The organism is Vibrio alginolyticus NBRC 15630 = ATCC 17749 (genome assembly GCF_000354175.2).
GTDB lineage: Bacteria > Pseudomonadota > Gammaproteobacteria > Enterobacterales > Vibrionaceae > Vibrio > Vibrio alginolyticus.
The window spans coordinates 1,712,354-1,731,656 of the sequence record NC_022359.1; the positions used below are offsets into that span (position 1 = coordinate 1,712,354).

The window sequence follows — 19,303 nt, forward strand, 5'->3', positions numbered from 1 at the left end:
AATAAATAAGAAGAAACTATGGACCACACTTTGCCGTTACAAAAAGAATCAAAAGCCACGCTATTTTGGCAAGGTACACTTGCGATGATGCCTCTGAGTATCGCAGTGCTCCCTTGGGGCTTACTCGCAGGCTCATTCGCAATTGATACTGGGCTTCACCCTTTGGAAGGACAAGCACTATCCGCCATTCTGTTCGCAGGTTCTGCACAGCTCGTCGCGATGGGTATGATTAAAACGGGAGCAGGTCTAGTGACCATGTTACTGACAACGTTTTTTATCACCTCTCGACACTTCCTCTACAGTGTATCGATGCGCAGTAAAATTGCACCGCTCCCTCTAAAATGGCGATTATCACTCGGCTTCTTACTTACTGACGAGCTGTTTGCGATTGTAGGCCACCATTCCGATAAACAATTTAATCGCTGGTATGCACTTGGGGCTGGTCTGAGTTTTTACCTGTTTTGGAATGTCGCGACATTGACGGGCATTATTGCGGGAAGTCTAATCCCTGAACTGAACGAAATGGGTTTGGAATTTGCTGTAGCCGCTACTTTTATCGCGATAGTAGTACCCACCATTAAAAATGCAGCGGTGCTCGCGAGTGTTATTGTGGCTTTGGTGAGCTCAGTTGCCCTAACCTATTATCAAATTGAGGGAAGTTTGATGATTTCGAGCATTTTAGCCATGCTTACTGGTTACTTTGTGGAACAAGTAAAGGAGAAACGCTAATGATCATGTTGGCTATTTTGCTGATGACGGTACTTGTTTTCACCAGCCGCTACTTGTTTTTAGAACCCAAGCTACCATTGCGATTAGGGACGCGCACTCAAAAAGTACTCAATTACGCTAGCCCCGCAGTACTGACTGCGATCTGGGCACCGATCGTTTTCATTCCCGATGGGGAGCTCAGCGTCAATGTGCAAAACCCATTTTTACTGGCTGCCGTACTGGCTGCTTTAATCGCGTATTTTACTAAAAATGTTCTTTTAACGACGGTTATCAGTATGGTGGTATTTCTCGTTCTACGAATTTGGCTTTAATCCGCCAACCACTCAATCTCCAACAAGGTGACATCGCCACACTTTAATCGACCAAGGAAGATGTCACCTTCATGTACCTCACCAACGCCCTTTGGTGTACCAGTCATCACTACATCGCCATCTTGAAGTGTTGTGTAACTGGTTAATTCATCCAGGATAGTTAGCGGCGGATAGAGCATTTGGTTAACGTGACCTTTTTGTACACGAACACAGTTGATTAAGAGCTCAAGGTTAAGATCATTGATATCAATGTTATCCAAAGAGACAAACCGACTAAACACAGCAGAGCCATCAAATGCCTTAGCTCGCTCCCACGGCAACCCCTGATTTTTAAGCGAGGATTGCAAACCACGCTTGGTCAGATCCAATCCCAAACCAACCGCTGAATAACGTCCATCCTTGATCAAAAAGCAGATTTCAGCCTCATAATGAAGGGGCTCTTGATGGAATGAACGCAGAGTTGTTGATACGGAAGTTGCGGGTTTATTAAATACAACCATTTGCTCAGGCATTGCATTATTAAGCTCATGAATGTGTTCAACGTAATTTCGTCCAACACAAAGCACTTTACCCACTTCTACTTTCTTTTCTTCAACTTGAATAACACTCATCATTCTTCCCTGCAAAACAAAAATCCCATCATAATCTAACCTATTGACTTAACGACACTAAATAGCAACCTCTAGTGTAAAAAATAAGACATTCACCCCGTTTTGAGTTTTGTATCATCTAATTGAAACAGCAAAGTATTTGTAAAACAAATAGACAAAAAAGCCAGCACGAGGCTGGCTTTAGATCAATGAGCTTGAATAATAGTTCTCGCTAAACCCTATTATAGGTAGTAACGAGCACCTAACGCCCATTTGTCATCAGTTTCACGACCATTGTCGTCATTTAGGTCAAACTGGTAACCCGCGTAACCAACAAATTTAGGCGTGAAGTTGTATTCTGCTTGTAGTGCCATTTCTTCACGAGCAGTTTCTGTTTTAGAGTTCTTAAACTCTTTACCTTCCACCATCTCATAGTTAACACTCAAGTTTAGGCTGTTCGCCAGAGCGTATGCGATGATCGCCTCGTACGCATCACTTTCTTCTAAACGGTCACCTTTTGCACTGAAGTTCATGTTTTCGTTTGAACCATAAACTGCAGCAAGGAATAGGCCTTGGCCGTACGCACCGTAAGATGCTGATACAACGTGTGATTCCGCCGTGTGCTTACCTGCATATGCAGGGTGCTGGAAATCACCGCCATTGTAAGAGTAACCGATTTTAGCGCCCATGATTGAGTAAGAAAGCGCAGCTTGCACACGGTCATCGTATTTAGCACCGCCAGTTATAACTCCAGCATCGTTGCGCGTGTAATCATCGTTTGCACCCTGCCAACCAAGACCAAAGTTGATCACACCCGCTTCACCCAGCTCGATGGCATTACGGTAAGAAAGCATTTTATCCGCACGGCCAGTGCCAAGGTTTCCATGATCGTCATAGATGAAGTCGTTGGCAAACGCGATTGGCATATCTGCAATACCTGCGACATCGTAGTAAGGTGACCATTGCGTACCACCTACTGCACGACCATAAACCTCATGTGTTATACCTAAGTAACCTAGACGGGTTTTAAACGACTCTTCACCACCGTCTAAGTAGTTTAGCGCCCATTCACCACGTGCGTCTGCGGTGAAGCCATTACCCAAATCCTGTGTCGCAGAGATATTGATACGAGGAGAGTTAGTACCCACATCCGTGTCACCTTGCTCTGATCCATTTAAATTAACAGAAACGTGGCCGCCCATCGAAAATGTTGTGCCATCGTTATTATATAGTTCCACTGCAACTGCTTGAGTACCGAAGGTTGCTGCCGCGATTGCCGCTGCTAATAATTTTTTATTCATTTCTAAATCCATTACTTATTAGTTGGTTAGTCAGTTTTAGACCCGGCTTTGGTTCACTTTCGTAAAAACGAAATGATGAACAAAGAGAGGAATACAAAGGCTATCCGAGGCATCGTTTCCACCAGATTACTTTTACCTTTGTGTAACAACTGCCGACACTTTATTTGATTAGTTCCTGACAACCGAGTGAAAAGATCTCAGACAAAACCTAAAAAGCAATCGTTTACTTAGTCTTTAAGAAATCGAGAAATAAAAACCTTACAATAAGAAATGCTTTAGAGAGAGTTAGCTCACAAATAGCTGATGATTCGCTATTTTTAGGCCAAACTTCCCTGCCAAATTGAAATGTTTACTTACATTTAGGGTCAAGAAGCAATTCAGGAACTTTTTGAAAAAAACACAGTCTTTAACGGAGAGGAAAAAACCTCAAAAAAGATAAACCTTTCTTTTTATAAGTGGTATGAGAAGGGGAACTTATTCTTTCCAGCAATAAAAGTGCAATCAAATCATAACTTAACAGAAATCTATCTTTCATTTTCAGCCTTTACCTTAGCGTCATCAACACATCGGGCAAGAAAGCCCATCGATTACAACTAGGGTAATAAGAAAATGAAAAAGGCAGCACTAACTACTGCAATTCTTACAGCATTGGTATCAGCACCATCATTCGCAGCAACTGTATACAAAAACGACGGTACTGAATTAAAAGTTGGCGGCCGCGTTGAGTTTCGTGGTGACTTCATCGGTTCAGACGGTGCTGAAGTTGAAGGTTCCATGGAAGATAAAAGCCGTGCTCGTCTAAACCTAAAAGGTAAAACAGACATCGGCAACGGCCTTTCTGCTTTCGGTGTTTACGAAGCCGAACAAAAAACGGGCAAGAGTGAATTCAAAAACCGCTACATGTATGCAGGCGTCGACTCTGATATCGGTGCTTTCTCTGTAGGTCGTCAAGACATGGCTGCCGTCATCATCTCTGACATGACGGATATCACTGAATTCTCTGGTGTTCAGCAAGTTATTGATTCGTCTTCTGATAAGCAAGACAGCGTTTTCGCATACCGTGGTGCGTTTGATGCACTACAACTTCAAGCAACCTACCAAGCAAACTCTAGCGATAACGAAGATAAATACGGCATCTCTGGAATGTACTCACTACCAATGGGCCTCGACTTTGGTCTTGCATACTCTGGTGGCGATGTAGATAAAGATAACTCTGAAGATCAAATTCTAGGTGGTATCGCTTACTCGATGGATAACCTATACCTAGCAGGTACTTATTCTCAAGGTTCCCTGACTGACTCTGAAGACTTTACGGCTTACGAGCTAGTCGCAAGCTACAAAGTAGCAAGCAAAGTGACGCTTGCAGCTCTATACACAGCTCAAGAGAATGATCCAGACAACGGTTCAAAGTACGACACCGTTGAAGGTATCGAGCTTGTTGGTTACTACAAACTAAACAGCAACTTCCGTACTTACCTGTCTTACTACATCAACCAACTTGATGAAGCAAAAGATGCAACAACAGGTCTAGTAACAGAAGGCGAAGATACACTGCGCCTAGGCGTACGTTACGATTTCTAATTCACTCTTGTCCTAAGAGCGAGTCCACTTGGCCAGCACCTTTGCTGGCCATTTTTTATGTAACCCAACACAACTCGATAAGTTTTCACACTATCGAAGCATCGCTCAGCAATGAAAAACGACCGTAACGACGCCTACTTCTGCCCTCTTTTAATGCGATTGCTCACTAAGTTAGTGCGTTTGATCTAATCGACAACATAGAAAAACCAAAAAAAACATTTAAAATCAAACAGATAAAAGTTGGCACGTGTTCTGCAATATTATTTATGCAAATGCATGGCAGCGTTTGTGCTTCTCGTTCTTTGTACCTGTTATAACAGGCACGTCCTTTGAATTGGTAATGTCGCCTCCCTCTGGGAGGCATTTTTTTATTGGCGCGAAAAACAATAGGACGTATGATCCCGCCACCTCTATCAAACTGGAATTTTTCAATTGAATCATCATCCTGTTCAAGGTGCGTCCTGGATGCTAACAGCTGGCTTGGCATTCGCCATAGTGAACAGCTTCGCCCAAATTGCTAGCATCAACTTTGGTGTCTCTTCCACCACATTTGCGTTATTCCAATATGCAATCGCCTTATTTGTTATTCTGCCCTACCTACGTACACTTGGGATTAGACGTTCTTTAAGAACCCAACACTTTGGCTGGCATGCATTCCGCATTTTTCTCTCTGTTATCGGGATTCAACTTTGGTTATGGGCTCTCGCTTACCCAGTTCCAATTTGGCAAGGTATTGCACTTCTCATGACCTCCCCGTTATTTGCCACAGTTGGTTCTGGCTTGTTACTCAAAGAGAAAGTAGGTACTGCACGCTGGTTAGCGACATTGACGGGGTTTGTTGGTGCCATGATCATTCTTGAGCCTTGGGCAGACTCATTTACATGGGCGACCCTGCTCCCTGTTGGCGCCGCATTTTTCTGGGCAGCGTATTCATTAATGGTTAAAAAAATGTCGGTAAACGATCCGCCATCAACCATGGTTGTCTATTTATTGCTGCTGATAACACCATTTAATATCTTGTTAGCGATACCGACGTTTACTATGCCAGATACGTGGACGATATGGGGTGTGCTTTTAGCCGCAGGTGCACTTACAGCACTCGCTCAATGGGCTATCGTTAAAGCATATGCAGTAGCAGACGCCTCATTTGTGCAACCATTTGATCACGCCAAACTGCCTTTGAATGTTGTTGCTGGTTGGTTGGTGTTTGGTTGGGTGCCACCTGGTCGTTTATGGTTAGGTGCTGCGATTATTATTGCATCTATTGCGTTTATTACGCATTGGGAAGCGAAAAAGACAAAGTTAGTTGAAAGAAAAATCTAATTTAAAAGTTCTATATTTTCAGGAAAGGAAATGAGGAACCCATATGAGTCAACCAATCAAAATTACACTGTATCGCTGGGCTGGTAGTTGGGGCCCATTCAAAGTCAATATTCCTTGTGGTGAATGTACATTAACCAAAGATATTTTAAAGGATACTTTTGAAAACGAACTAGCCGATGTGCCCGTTGAACTTGAAGTAAAAGATTGGTTATCGCACTGGTGGGAACCATTAAAAGCTGGTGCTTGGCATGCACCCATTCTTCTTGTCGAAGGGAAAGTTATCAGCCAAGGAGAAGCATTGAATCGGGGTGTGCTTGTACAGTCTGTTATTGCTGAGTGGGTAAAACGCGATGAGCTAAAAGGCAACATTGTTTATGGTAAAGCAACTTGCCCTTACTGTGTCAAAGCCAAACAATTACTTGACGAGGCTGGCGTTCAGTATGAGTACCATGATGTAGTTAAAGACAGCGCCGCCTTATACCGCATGATTCCTGAAGTAAAAGCCATCATTGGCGAAAAAACACCGGTAACAGTGCCGCAAATTTGGTTAGATGGAAAATATATTGGAGGCGCTGACGATTTAGAAAAGTGGTTATCAGCAAAGGGGCTAGATAAAGTGCCTAACAATGTTGTGGAGATACCAAGCCAATCCGCGTAATTCTAGATTTAAATGTCATCAATCTTTGAGTAGCGTTTTGCCAATGTTGTGCAATATGTTGGCTACTTACTAACAACAAAACAGAGAAAAGCAAAAAGCCCTGATTTTTCAATCAGGGCTTTTTAAATTATTTCGCCAGTTTTTTAATAACACGAGCAAAAACAGAAGCTTTTTTCTTCTTCGCTTTACCGTAAAGCGCTTTGTGCATCGCGTCTTTTGCAATCATCTGGCCAATATAAGCACCACCAAGTTCGTTACCCATGACCTTCTCCTGAATGTATTGACTTAACTATGTAGTAATTTTACACCACAATTAGATAAAAACAAGACTCCAGTCACATTTATTTTGTAATTAACTTTCAGTTTGATTTTCGTGGATTTCTTGAAATGAGCGTCTATCGCTTAGGTTGTTGGTATGTTTTACCCGCTGCGACGTACGTATCTTTCTGTTTGATTTCAAAGAATGTTTCAAAGAACCACGCAGCAAACTTGATCAAGTGATCGCCTTCATTCATGACGTGCTCTACGTATTCTTGCTCTTCTCCGGATTCATCTTCTTGAGTGGTAATATGGTAAATACGTTTCTCACCATCAACTTCTGCAAGGCCAAACTGACCCGTTAGGGATTGCGCCGTTTGTGCAACTTCTTCTTCCTCACACGCCTTGAAGATTTCAAGTGCCTTTGGCATGCTTTCTTGCTGAGTAATTTCTTTTACCAGTGTTTCAAATTCGTTTTGTTGCATTCTTTCACCTAACGATTAGAGATCGGATAGCCATTGGGCAGAAATGTATTCCAAGCTTGAGAGAAGTATCAAGGTTCGCCCTCTTCCTTTCAAACCAAGTCATTCAGTATACACAACAGGCCAGACTTAATTTAGCTGCGCATTTTAGAAAGCCGACCTTCTGGTTGCAAGTATATTCAGATGGAAGTTTCTGCTTGAACCGTCCCTTCTGGAACTTTACGAAATTGGCTTAGTACAAGAACAAAGCAAGAAAGTAACGCAATAAACAAATAAAACACCCCAAGCTGCTGCTGATTCGTAACCCATGAGTCTACTAAGTACCCACCAAACAAACCTGCTAAACACATTTGAATAGAACCAGATAGCGCAGAAACCGCGCCTGCCTGTTGCTTATGTGGTGAAAGTAGCAAACTGATCGATACCGGGAATGACATTCCTTGAGCAAAACTTAAACACGTGAATGCCGTCAGCAATGAAAATACGCTGAAGGGGGTAACCAACAACATGAAGCCAGCAACAGCAACAATCGCGAAACTCATCAGCAAGATTTGCTGAGCTTTGTAACGAGCATTGATCAAATTCAGCACTAAGCTACCCGTCAGCAAACCAACTGATGGTATGATCATCAAAGAGCCGTAATCTGCCGCCGTTAATCCTAACTCTTGTTGCATTAAAAATGGATACAAGGAGAGCGTAACCAGAGCCGATAAATAACTAAGCCAGTTGTAGCTCGCACTACCAATCACTTGTGTATTCGTTAACAGACGCAAATAGTTCGCGCTTACTTCGCCTACTTTAAATTTTCTCTTCGGATAAGGCAGCGTTTCTGGCAGCACCAATAAACCAAGTGTAAAAATTGCCATTAAATAAATCAGCACAAACACGAAGACAGCATGCCAACTCAGGTGAAAAGCGATCCAGCCACCAAACAGCGGAGCAATAATTGGCATCACAGATGCCGTGACTGAAATATAAGATAGCGCTTTGGTTAATTGCATACCGTCATAACTATCACGCAGTACTGACCGACCAAGTACCGAAGCGCTGCCCGCTCCTAGGCCTTGCAGTAACCGTCCCGCTTCAAGGGCAACAATGTTGTCCGAAAACGCGATGCAAATAACCGTACCAACTAGATATACACTTTGCCCCAGAATAAACACTGGCCGACGACCAATCGCATCAGACAATGGGCCGTAAAAAAGCTGAGAGATACCGAAGCCAACGAGAAATAGCGTGACGAGATTCTGAATCGAATGTTGCGGCAAATTCAAGTCATGACCAATCAATGGCAAAGAAGGAAGATAAATACTAACGCCAACTTGGCCTGTGGCAATGATCATCATCGCTAATAACAATGGTGTTTTACGCAAACGTTCCTCCTACTTTGTGACAGATTGATGGCAAACAGTGTATATTTGATACTCAAAGATGATAATCAGCTAAGTTGGAAAGGAATTAATTCCCAAGGAGATACAATGGACTGGATTCAAAGCGTGAAGAGTTATATTCGTGTGGTCGAAGAAGGTAGCTTTAATGCAGCAGCGCGGAAACTCAATACCACCAGCTCAGCTATCAGTAAGCGAGTTCAATGGCTAGAAGATAAAATTGGCGTTCAACTACTCAAACGTACGACCCGCTCAATTAGCCAAACTGAAGCTGGTGCTCTGTTTTATCAACGAGCAAAAAGTCAGCTTGATTCATGGCAATCGGTATTAGATGAGACTCGCTCAGTCAACCAATCACCAGCAGGGCTATTAAAAATTGGGGCAACGCTGGCCGTTGGATCCAAGTTTCTAGTTCATTATCTTGATGATTTTCTTGAGAAATATCCAGACATCACACTTCAATTAACAACAACGCTACCAGGCCAATTGCCAGAGCTAAGCTTAGACCTGTTTATTAGCCGGGAATTAGAGCAACTGAACTCTCTAAGTTTCAAAGCCACAGCGCTTTTCGAACATAAAGCACAGTTTTACGCCGCGCCTAGTTACCTAAAAAAATATGGAACACCGCAATGCGTTGAGGATCTGACAGAGCATAATGTCCTGATTTGGGGAGAAAAACCCTCACGAGAAATCAAAACAAATCGAGGTAAGCGTATCAGCTTGTCCGGTAACTTTGCCACGACCAACCCAGAAGCGCTGTTTCATGGTGCCAAAAGAGGCATGGGTATTTTGATGACGAACAACGTCATGATCAAAGATGATCTCAAATCCGGCGCGTTAGTCCCTATCCTGCCCGATATCACAGCGGATAAAGCCACTGTATATGCCTACTATCCAAAGCTGGATTATCAGCATACCCGGACTAAGCTATTCCTCGATTATCTCAAATCACGATTAGAAGAGGAGAAGCGCGCCTAGCTTAGCGTTTTTATCGCTATACCTTTAAAAGGTTCAAGCATAAAAACATGAAAATAATGATTTGTTCGTTCACAAAATTTGAAAAATCTGCCTTAGTAACCGATAGTTTATTTGATGCATATCAAATAATAATTCGTCGTGTCTTACACGATATGTTAATAACAACGCTAGGTGAAATGCTCGATGGGTCAGGTACAAATCAGTTTCCACAAAATTGATGAGATATTGAAGCTAAACGGCACGGCTCAGCTAAACCGAGTCACGTTAGATATTCATCAACACTTGCAGAGCCATTGCACTTGCGTTGTAGAAGTTGCGCATCTTCAGCATTCGGCTCATACCATTTCCTTCGCCAGCAATGGAAAAATTACAGACAACCTAAGCTACCACCTTTCAGGCACCCCCTGTGAAAAAGTGGCGAAAGACATTGGCGAACATATTTTCTATCAAGACCAGGTATACAAGCGTTTTCCTGAAGATCAGATGTTTCAAGAAGATGGCATTCAAGCTTACATTGGCCTGCCATTGAAGACACAAAATGGCGAAGTTCTGGGAATTTTACTGTCTACCTTTACCCGAAGCATCCACGCGAAAGAAGCGCAAGATATCCTCGACTTCCACCGATTTTATGCCAATGTCATTATTCATAGCTTACGTGAAAAGTGGGTCAGTGAACGTTCAGATAAGCTTCTTAATCAGCTTAGCTATGAGGTATCGCATGATAACCTAACTGGACTGCTCAACCGTAGCTGTTTAGCTGATACCTTGGAGACATTAACGCAGCAAGCGACTCGTCCATTCAGTTTGGCGTATCTTGATATCGATAATTTCAAATCGATCAATGATATCAACGGAAACTATATCGGCGACCAAATCATTAAGTTCACAGCTAACGCCATTCAACAGAGTTTGTCGTCGCCAAACAATGCGTTCCGTGTCGCAGGAGATGAATTCGCCTTCATCACGTACGACGAAGATCCTGTAGCCGTGTGTCAGGAAGTACTCGACAAAATTGAAAGTGGCTACAGCGACAAATCTAACCGGATTTCTTTCACCGTTAGTATTGGCATTGCGCGTGCCCCAGTACATATGTTGAACAGCGATGAGCTGATTTTGAATGCCAGTCTCGCTCTCAAAGATTGTAAAAAACACCGCGATACACGGATTCAGCATTACGACACACACCTTAGTGCGTTATACCACCGTAGGACGCAGCTTATTGAGGCAATGCGAATCCAGCTAAGTACTGATATACAAGACAGCGATGAGTTGTATGTAGTGGTTCAACCGATCGTCGATATCACGAGCGACCGCTGGAATTACTTTGAAATTTTGACTCGTTGGAATAGCAATATCTATGGAAATATCTCTCCAGCGGAGTTCATTGAAGCTGCCGAACAATCAGGCCTGATTATCGAGTTAGGAGAACGGATTATTGAACTCGCGTGTATCGCAAAGCAAGAACTCGAAGCGAACCTAGGCTATAAAGTCAAACTCTCCATCAATTGCTCAGCGTATGAGTTGGTTGATTCCAACCGTTATATTAATCACTTAACCAACATGGTTGAAAAGTATCAGCACGAAGCAAAAGACTTTGTTATAGAGCTCACCGAGACCGTCTTACTCTCACAAAGTGGCCGTGAACAGATGGTACTTAACTCGTTGCGATACTTGGGTTTTAAAGTCGCACTGGATGATTTTGGTACGGGATACTCAAGCTTGAACTATATACACAATTATCCGATTGATAGCATCAAAATCGATGCTACCTTTGTGCAGAACATGCTCTCAAATACAACCTCTGAACAAGTAGTGTTTTTGATAGCGCAATTGGCAGAGCTGCTCGATGTGGATTTGATTGCCGAAGGCGTAGAAGACGATAGAGCACTACAAAAGTTAATTGAAATGGGCTGCCACTACATCCAAGGTTATTTTTACTCTCGTCCACACAGTGTTGAAGAAATCGTACACCTGATAAATGAACGTGAAGTACGGAGTGCCTAACGTACTGAACAGACTGCTGTCCTAGAATTCAAATCTAGTTAATGCACAAAGTAAAAGAGACCAAGCTATGCTTAGTCTCTTTTTGTTTTTTGAGCGAAGTACTTTATTACAGCACTGCTTTCTCTTTATCGCGTAATAGTTTATCCATTTCATCTCTGTTCGCGACAAAAGTAGCCATCTCTTTCTTAGGAACAGAACTCGCCATTGGGATATTTGCTCGCATAGCGTTAACTGGACGGCCGTATTCAATCAACTCATAGTGAAGGTGTGGCCCAGTCACTCGACCTGTTTTACCAGAAAGACCGATACGCTGGCCTCGAGAAACCTTTTGCCCTTTCTTCACCAAAATCTTACTTAGGTGTAAGTAACGGGTTTTGTATTTGCTGCCGTGCTCAACAACCACGTAGTTACCCGCATAAGGGTGTTTACGAGTCATGATCACTGTACCATCACCAGTAGAAACGACTGGTGTACCGGTTGGTACAGCAAAGTCAGTGCCGTTGTGCGGCGCAACACGCCCCGTTACTGGATGTAAACGATTAGGATTAAAGCCAGAACTGATACGCCAACGGCTACTTACAGGGTAACGCTGGAATGCGCGCTGTAAGCTTTCACCTTTGGCATTGTAGAATTGACCATCAGTATGAAGGTAAGCGGTGATCTCGCGGCCGCGATTATAAATCTTAATCGCCTCAATTTCGTTCTTACCTGTTGGTACACCATTGATGCTTTGTGAGCGACGAACAACTTCAAATCGATCACCTGCACGAAGATCACGTCCAAAGTTAAGTTGTTCTTTGAGTAAGCTTACGACTTGACTCACTTCCGCCGACGTTAAACCTAAACGACTGGCAGAAGAAGAAAAACTGCCTTGAATAACGCCAACTAAAGGTTCTTGGCTCCACACGCCAGGAATGGAAATATCAGTAAAGTCATAGCTACCATCACTATTCAGCTTGTAGACCACTTTATCTGCAATAGAAAATTGCAGTTCCATTTTCGCTAACTCGCCTGTTGCATCATCACGCCAGAAACGGAGCGTATTGCCCGGCTTAAGTGTATCAAGTGCCAAGTAGTTCAAATCCGTTTCCATTACTTTCATTAACGAGCTGTAACCGAAACCGAGCTGACTAAAAATAGTGCTTAGGTTGTCACCTGTTTGGATTTGATATTCGAAGTTCGGGGGAGTGACAACTTCGGCAGTTGTCGCATCAAGAATTTTTTCAACGACCTGAGATTCAGGTAGGTTCAATGCGATGGTTTTGGTTAAAGATGACTCTTTGAGAGAGTGAGAAACACCAATCGCAACTAAAACTGGCAAGGAGTATAACAGCAGCGCTCTACGACTTGTCAGATTCGGCAACCGTCTTGTAATTTCATTTGTAGACACGGGAATTACTATCTCCTTTCAAACAAGGCTCATAGCTTATGCATTCCCGAATAAGAAATCACTAGGAAATTTCGAGATCTAGCGCAGAAAATACTGAATTTTTACAGAACTCAAAAAAAATTCATCACTGTTGCATATGTAAGTTATTCCCTACACGCTGTAATGTGGATGAATTGAATTGATTTGGCGTGTCTGCCATTGCTTGATCGTCACCGTGCGCTAAATATGAAAGCGTGATAGTTGTATCACTTTTCCATTCGAGCTGAGTAAATTTCACGCGGTCACCAACAAAAATACTGTCTAAAAGGACAACTCGGCTCGGCAAGGGGTCAAACTTGAGCAAGCCAACATAGTTAAACGAACCGCTACCTTGTGTCGTTACAATCATCGGTGCAACAACCCATGAAACACCTTCAATCTCACGCTGACTAATCGACGCAGTTGGAACAAGTACCTGACCTTTCGTCACACCTGCATCATAGTCACCTATCAAATAGCCGTTTTCTTTATCCCACTCATCAAGAAAAGTGACCGCACCCTGCTCGGGGACTTGGATCGTCCAAGGATTACGTGCAGTGATACCAAGCGTCTCTTGCACAATAACGTTCGTTTCTACTTTTGTTTGAGGAAACTTAGCCATGATCTCGTCATCAGACAAACTAAAGCGATAAACACCCGCGATCACAACCACAACCAATAAAACGATTGGAATAAGTAGAATAAGTGGTATCGGCAGGATTTTTTTGTGAGTCATGAAGACTTCCTTGTTTCAAGGTATAAACGAAAAGCGAGTATACCATTGTATACCCAAATGATTTCACCTCTTCAAGTGTTTCAAAATTAAACTAAACTGATTGTATCCAAATAGTTTCAAGTCCAGAGCTCATAACGAGCTAGTGACATAAGCTCTGTGCTCTAGGTCTATTGGTGTATTGGGACAAATAGGTAATCACGATGACAAAAACCATTCATACATGCGAGTGCGCCTGCGGTTTAGTTGAGATCCGTTGTAAGGGAGAGCCCACCCATACGTCTGTCTGCCATTGCTTCGAGTGCCAAAAACGAACTGGCAGTGTTTTTGGGGTACAAGCTCGCTTTGAAAAAGAGCACGTCACTTTAAACGGTGAAGTCACTAGCTATACCCGAATTGGCGATGATGGCGGTGAGGTTCAGTATGACTTTTGTCCATCCTGCGGCACAACAATGAGGTTGTTTGTTTCTGCATACCCAGAAATCATGATCATTCCCGTCGGTCTATTTACCGATAAAGAGTTCCACCAACCTACCGTTTCAGTCTATGAACAAATGAAACACGGGTGGGTGAGTTTCGAATGCACAACGGAACACATCTGCTAGCGAGCAATCCGCGTTCACGTATTTATTTTGGCTCGGACAACCGCCCTATAAGTGAGATTTTTTTGAGAATGATCAATCGAGTTTTACTGTAAAGGGTTTCGTAACTCGGTGTGAGCGTTATAATCGGCTCCTAATATTTGGTGGGGGTTTATTGTGATTTCCAGACTTCCTCGTTGGGTGGAATATGGCGCGTTTCTACTAGCTCTTCTCGCGGGCTGCGTCAACGCCGTTGGTCTTCTCGGCTTTCAACACCAAGCGATAACTCATCTTTCGGGAACCGTAACTCAGCTAGGGAACAGCTTGCTAACAGGTGTGGATAGCTCCATTCACCTGCTCTTCATCGTATTTAGCTTTTTGATTGGCGCTGCCTTTAGCGGCTTTTTTATTGAAAGCAGTGCGTTAAAACTAGGGCGAAGATATGGTGTTGCACTGTGCATAGAAGGGAGCTTGCTCTTACTCAGCTTGGGCTTTTTGGTGCAAGGGGATTTGTACGGCCAATATCTAGCATCAGCAGCATGTGGATTACAAAACGCAATGATCACCACGTTTAGCGGCGCAGTAGTCAGAACCACACATATGACCGGAATCATCACCGATCTAGGGATTATGATTGGAGAGAGCTTGAGAGGTCGTCAATTTGACCGACGTAAAGCAAAATTATTCCTATTCATTTTCTTTGGCTTTTTGTTTGGCGGCGTCGCGGGAGCGGCTCTATTTACGGTATATGGTTTATATACGCTGGTTTTCCCAGCAATATTGGCTTTTTCTACGGCTCTGATTTACTGGAGTTACCTATACATACTTAGCCGTCAACAAAAAGCATAAAATTTCGATCCGATTGAAGCGACATGCTTCAATCGGATTTGGCTCAATAGGTTCACACTGCAACGGTACAAGAAACGCTGAACGGTATTTTGACACCACTAAAAACCTTAGAATAGATAAGGCTAACTGAATTTCTGGCTAAGAAGTTAGTCAGATCAAAATCACATTTGTTTACCATTTTATTATTCCAGTCACAATGCGCCCCATAATTCACTGCGCAATTCGCCTCTCGTGCTACAATTTTCTAACACAAGCAACATATTCGCATACACTTAGACGTTATTTGACCAATTACCCGACAAATCGGCTGAATAACTAGATGTATTTAATGAATAGTATTGCAATGGATGCAGTTTGCGGATACCCTCCGCAAAACTGTGATTAAATACGGATGTTTAGTGAATATTTATGTCATGGAAATGGCAAGTATTGACTAGTAGTAACACGAGACAACTATGCATAACACCACTAATGCTACTGAAGCTCCTAAGGGCAACTTTTGGATGTTTTTCATCCCTTCCCTAATTGGTCTTCTACTCTTTATGGCTCCGATCTCTTACGATGGCGGCCTAACCATTCCCGTTGCAGTGATGGCAAAAGTCATCCCAGCGGTGTTAGGCGATACCTTGATTGCTATCGTCACCAGTATCATCGCTTTCATGGCCGTTGCTTCTGTTCTTTGCAAAATTTTTAAGCCAGCTGCAATTTTACGTAATGGTTTTTTAAACGGTCTCTTCAACCCATCTCCACTTTGGCTCGTTGTTCGTTTAATCGGCGGCGCTGCCGTGTTAATGACGTTTTTCCAAGTGGGTCCAAAAGCAATTTGGGAAGAGAACACTGGCGGGCTTGTTCTTACTGGTCTCCTACCTACTCTGTTTGCCGTTTTCATTTTCGCGGGTTTACTGCTTCCGCTTCTTTTGAACTTCGGTCTTCTGGAGCTATTTGGTGCGTTACTCAGTAAAATAATGCGTCCGGTATTCAACCTACCTGGCCGCAGTGCAATTGACTGTATGGCATCTTGGTTAGGCGACGGAAGTGTTGGTATCTTGCTAACCAGCAAGCAATACGAAAATAAGTTCTATACTCAGCGTGAAGCGGCTGTTGTCGGGACCACTTTCTCAGCAGTATCGATCACGTTTAGCTTAGTTGTTATCGCTCAGGTAAAACTAGAGCACTTATTTTTGCCTTTCTACGGCGCTATCTGTCTAGCTGGTATCGTAGCTGCGATTATCATTCCTCGCCTGCCTCCGCTTAGTCTGAAGAAAGATCGCTACATTGACGGCAGCAACCCAGATAAAGACGCAGATGCAGTGCCAGAAGGCCACACCACATTCTCTTGGGGTATGGATCTAGCTCTTAAGCGTGCTGGTCAAGTCACATCGGTTCAGTCTGTATTTAAAGAAGGCGTACACAACGCAGTCGACATGGTATTTGGCGTACTACCTGTAGTGATGGGTCTTGGTACCGTCGCATTGGTGATTGCAGAATACACGCCTGTATTTGCAATTCTGGGTCAACCGTTTATCCCATACCTAGAGCTACTGCAAGTCCCTGAAGCTGTTGCAGCATCACAGACAATCGTTGTTGGCTTTGCAGATATGTTTATTCCAGCAATTTTAGCGGCCTCAATCGATAACGAAATGACACGTTTTGTTATTGCAGCAATGTCAGTAACTCAGCTTATCTACATGTCGGAAGTAGGTGCCCTACTATTAGGCAGCAAAATTCCAGTAAACATTGTAGAGCTCTTCGTAATTTTCATTTTACGTACGTTAATCACGTTACCTGTGATTGCTGGCGTTGCTCATCTTATTTTCTAAAATCGAGACGTCAATTAACAAAGGCTCCGCATCGTCGGGGCCTTTTTTATACCTAAAACTCCGTCCACATTAGGCTTTTAGTAAAAAGCTCATAATTTACGAAGACAAAACTTCAACAAAACACCTTTCAGCACCAACAAAATTTTCATCACCTCACCTGTAAAGCCAGTTAATGCCACTGTTTGTTAAGCAATTCTTTTCATTATGACGATTTCATTAATCGAGCTCGCAAACATGATCACACTCACAAGTTTTAACGTAAACTATCGTTTTGTTTAAATTTAGTTAAAAAAGACGACAAATGAGTTCATGTTTTTGACAAAGATGTCGATAAAAATATAACCAAACACAATAGGTTTCTCTTTATGCCCAATTCGCTCGGTTTAAAAGAGGCGAAAGCAAAGTGGAACCAACCGGGAGAATCAGAGGAAAGCTCATGAAATTCAGACATAAGGTTGTCACAGCCTCTTCATTTTTGCTGCTAATTACCGTGTCGTTATTGTCGACACAACAAGTTATGACCATCCGCTCCCAAACTCAGGAGCAAATCGACTCAAGTGTCAACGAGATATTGACCAGTGTTGGTAACACTGTGCAATCAGAAATGAATGCAAAGAAGGATCTCGCTCGCTCCATTACTGAAGTGATTGAGCTTGATCCCAGTTCACATAGCTATGTTCAAAACATACTTGAAAGACCCACGCCAAAAAGCAGCTTCCTTGCCATCGGTTTTGGTTATGAAAGTAATGGCTTTGTGATTGAAAATGACGACGGCTGGGATGCGGGTCCAGACTACGACCCACGTCAGCGTCCTTGGTTTATTGCAGCTAAGAGCAAAGGCGATTTGGTCGTAACCGATCCGTACGTCGATGCGTCTTCGAAAAACGTTATCATCTCTGTTGGTACGCCAGTAAAAGAAAATGGCCAGTTTTTAGCCGGTATGTTTTATGACCTCGAATTAACTACCCTTTCAGATCTGGTCAACCAAGTGAATCTGTTTGATGCTGGTTACTTATTTCTGGTCACCGCTGATGGCACAACCATTGCTCACCCTCAAAGTAAATACAACGGTGAGAAAGTCGGTAGCTACCTCCCACAAATCGAACTTACGCAATCAGCACAACATGTTGAGATTGATGGCAACCGCTACATGGTTAACCTGACTCACATTCCTGGAGAGAACTGGTACGTAGGTTCGGTGATCGATGAAGCGGTTGCCTATTCTGCCGTAGGAGAGCTCCGTAACAACGCTATTATTTATTCAATCATTGCCGTGATTGCATCTATTATCGCCCTAACTCTGTTGATTCGCACTCTCATGCGTCCTTTGGACACGCTAAATAATGCGATTAAAGATGTAGCATCAGGGAAAGGCGACCTTACACAACGCCTCGAAACAGATACTGACCAAGAGTTTTCTGAGCTTGCCACAAACTTCAATACGTTCATGGAGAACTTACAACAGCAAATCATTGAGTCGAAACGTATTTCTGATCAAATTTTAAACGGAACTCAAATCACCGCTGAGGGCGCAAAAGACTCGGCAGGCGCAATTCACACTCAGCTGCAAGAGCTAGAACAACTTGCTACCGCGATGCATGAGATGTCTGTCACCGCGACAGAGGTTGCTAATAATGCGCAAGGTGCGGCAAGTGCAGCCAAAGAAGCCGACCAAGCAACGGTTGAGGGGTCTTCTATCGTTGGTGAATCGACACAAACGATAAACATGCTTTCCGATAGCATTGACCTTGCAGTCGAAGAAGTACAAGTGTTGGAATCTGCTACCGCTAATATCGAAACGATTCTAAAAGTCATCAACGATATTGCGGACCAAACAAACTTACTCGCGTTGAATGCCGCAATCGAGGCTGCACGTGCGGGAGAATCTGGCCGAGGCTTCGCCGTTGTTGCAGATGAAGTACGTACACTGGCACAACGTACTCAAGAGTCGACAACAGAGATTCGTACTATGATTGAGCAACTACAATCTGGCGCTTCATCTGTGGCAAATGCCATGCATCAAAGCAAAGGTAGTGCTATAGAGGCCGTTGAAAAAGCGGGTTTAGCAAATAGTGCGTTACAACGCATTCGTGACGCGATTCAGCGTATTTCAGATATGAACTTGCAAATTGCCTCAGCAGCGGAAGAGCAAAGCCTTGTCGCTGAAGAGATCAACAACAATACGGTGAATATTAAAGACCTATCGACTCAAGTCGCCGAATCGGCAAATCGAACCAACGACGCGATGCAGGCGCAACAAGAAGATGTACATAAACAAGATCAAATCTTAAATAGATTTACTGTCTAAC

18 protein-coding genes are annotated in these 19,303 nt (G+C 43.2%); 11 read left to right on the top strand and 7 right to left on the bottom strand.

Going from position 1 to position 19,303, the window contains the following annotated elements:
* Positions 1 to 18 precede the first annotated feature (18 nt).
* Together N646_RS22835 and N646_RS22840 are read left to right on the top strand one after the other, a co-directional pair.
* Complete coding sequence (locus N646_RS22835; RefSeq protein WP_005375526.1) at positions 19 to 729, top strand: AzlC family ABC transporter permease; 711 nt, start codon at positions 19 to 21, stop codon at positions 727 to 729.
* Positions 729 to 1,040 carry an AzlD domain-containing protein gene (locus N646_RS22840; protein WP_005385193.1) on the top strand — a complete coding sequence of 104 codons (312 nt, stop codon included), beginning with the start codon at positions 729 to 731 and terminating at the stop codon, positions 1,038 to 1,040. Before N646_RS22835 ends, N646_RS22840 begins: the two co-directional genes overlap by 1 nt.
* Here N646_RS22840 and N646_RS22845 read toward each other — a convergent pair.
* Both N646_RS22845 and N646_RS22850 read right to left on the bottom strand, forming a co-directional pair.
* Positions 1,037 to 1,651 carry a fumarylacetoacetate hydrolase family protein gene (locus N646_RS22845; RefSeq protein WP_017635857.1) on the bottom strand — a complete coding sequence of 205 codons (615 nt, stop codon included), beginning with the start codon at positions 1,649 to 1,651 and terminating at the stop codon, positions 1,037 to 1,039. The genes N646_RS22840 and N646_RS22845 overlap by 4 nt on opposite strands.
* A gap of 221 nt (positions 1,652 to 1,872) precedes the next feature.
* Positions 1,873 to 2,931 (bottom strand): porin, encoded by a 1,059-nt coding sequence (locus N646_RS22850; RefSeq protein WP_017821605.1) that lies wholly within the window; start codon positions 2,929 to 2,931, stop codon positions 1,873 to 1,875.
* 609 nt (positions 2,932 to 3,540) lie between these two features.
* On the opposite strand from N646_RS22850, the gene N646_RS22855 reads away from it, so the two are divergent.
* From N646_RS22855 to N646_RS22865, 3 genes are all read left to right on the top strand, one after another.
* Positions 3,541 to 4,512 carry a porin gene (locus N646_RS22855; protein WP_005375535.1) on the top strand — a complete coding sequence of 324 codons (972 nt, stop codon included), beginning with the start codon at positions 3,541 to 3,543 and terminating at the stop codon, positions 4,510 to 4,512.
* A 465-nt stretch (positions 4,513 to 4,977) separates the two neighbouring features.
* Positions 4,978 to 5,835 (top strand): DMT family transporter, encoded by an 858-nt coding sequence (locus N646_RS22860; protein WP_005375542.1) that lies wholly within the window; start codon positions 4,978 to 4,980, stop codon positions 5,833 to 5,835.
* Between the two features lie 43 nt (positions 5,836 to 5,878).
* On the top strand, positions 5,879 to 6,493 hold the full coding sequence (locus N646_RS22865) for a glutaredoxin domain-containing protein (protein WP_005385185.1): 615 nt from the start codon (positions 5,879 to 5,881) through the stop codon (positions 6,491 to 6,493).
* Positions 6,494 to 6,620: 127 nt separating this feature from the next.
* Here N646_RS22865 and N646_RS25070 read toward each other — a convergent pair whose 3' ends face one another.
* The 3 genes from N646_RS25070 to N646_RS22875 all read right to left on the bottom strand — a co-directional run bounded on the left by N646_RS25070 (position 6,621) and on the right by N646_RS22875 (position 8,606).
* Positions 6,621 to 6,755, bottom strand: coding sequence for a hypothetical protein (locus N646_RS25070; RefSeq protein WP_017635854.1), 135 nt, complete (start codon positions 6,753 to 6,755; stop codon positions 6,621 to 6,623).
* 133 nt (positions 6,756 to 6,888) lie between these two features.
* Entirely contained in the window at positions 6,889 to 7,236 is a 348-nt protein-coding gene (locus N646_RS22870) for a hypothetical protein (RefSeq protein WP_017821606.1), read from the bottom strand.
* Positions 7,237 to 7,412: 176 nt separating this feature from the next.
* Positions 7,413 to 8,606, bottom strand: a complete 1,194-nt coding sequence (locus N646_RS22875; protein WP_017821607.1) for a multidrug effflux MFS transporter — start codon at positions 8,604 to 8,606, stop codon at positions 7,413 to 7,415.
* Between the two features lie 105 nt (positions 8,607 to 8,711).
* On the opposite strand from N646_RS22875, the gene N646_RS22880 reads away from it, so the two are divergent.
* Together N646_RS22880 and N646_RS22885 are read left to right on the top strand one after the other, a co-directional pair.
* Positions 8,712 to 9,599 (top strand): LysR family transcriptional regulator, encoded by an 888-nt coding sequence (locus tag N646_RS22880; protein WP_017635852.1) that lies wholly within the window; start codon positions 8,712 to 8,714, stop codon positions 9,597 to 9,599.
* 183 nt (positions 9,600 to 9,782) lie between these two features.
* Positions 9,783 to 11,603, top strand: a complete 1,821-nt coding sequence (locus N646_RS22885; RefSeq protein WP_005375494.1) for a putative bifunctional diguanylate cyclase/phosphodiesterase — start codon at positions 9,783 to 9,785, stop codon at positions 11,601 to 11,603.
* Positions 11,604 to 11,709: 106 nt separating this feature from the next.
* Here the strand turns inward: N646_RS22885 and N646_RS22890 are convergent, their stop codons facing one another.
* Together N646_RS22890 and N646_RS22895 are read right to left on the bottom strand one after the other, a co-directional pair.
* Positions 11,710 to 12,993 carry a peptidoglycan DD-metalloendopeptidase family protein gene (locus tag N646_RS22890; protein ID WP_017821608.1) on the bottom strand — a complete coding sequence of 428 codons (1,284 nt, stop codon included), beginning with the start codon at positions 12,991 to 12,993 and terminating at the stop codon, positions 11,710 to 11,712.
* A gap of 124 nt (positions 12,994 to 13,117) precedes the next feature.
* Complete coding sequence (locus N646_RS22895; RefSeq protein ID WP_017821609.1) at positions 13,118 to 13,747, bottom strand: hypothetical protein; 630 nt, start codon at positions 13,745 to 13,747, stop codon at positions 13,118 to 13,120.
* A gap of 200 nt (positions 13,748 to 13,947) precedes the next feature.
* Here N646_RS22895 and N646_RS22900 point away from each other — a divergent pair, with 200 nt between their 5' ends.
* The 4 genes from N646_RS22900 to N646_RS22915 all read left to right on the top strand — a co-directional run bounded on the left by N646_RS22900 (position 13,948) and on the right by N646_RS22915 (position 19,302).
* Positions 13,948 to 14,349, top strand: a complete 402-nt coding sequence (locus tag N646_RS22900; RefSeq protein WP_017821610.1) for a GFA family protein — start codon at positions 13,948 to 13,950, stop codon at positions 14,347 to 14,349.
* A gap of 153 nt (positions 14,350 to 14,502) precedes the next feature.
* Positions 14,503 to 15,174, top strand: a complete 672-nt coding sequence (locus N646_RS22905) for a YoaK family protein (protein ID WP_005375484.1) — start codon at positions 14,503 to 14,505, stop codon at positions 15,172 to 15,174.
* A gap of 455 nt (positions 15,175 to 15,629) precedes the next feature.
* Positions 15,630 to 16,994: a YjiH family protein gene (locus N646_RS22910; protein ID WP_017635848.1), complete on the top strand. Its 1,365-nt coding sequence runs from the start codon at positions 15,630 to 15,632 to the stop codon at positions 16,992 to 16,994.
* A 436-nt stretch (positions 16,995 to 17,430) separates the two neighbouring features.
* Complete coding sequence (locus N646_RS22915) at positions 17,431 to 19,302, top strand: methyl-accepting chemotaxis protein (RefSeq protein ID WP_017821611.1); 1,872 nt, start codon at positions 17,431 to 17,433, stop codon at positions 19,300 to 19,302.
* Position 19,303: the final 1 nt, after the last annotated feature.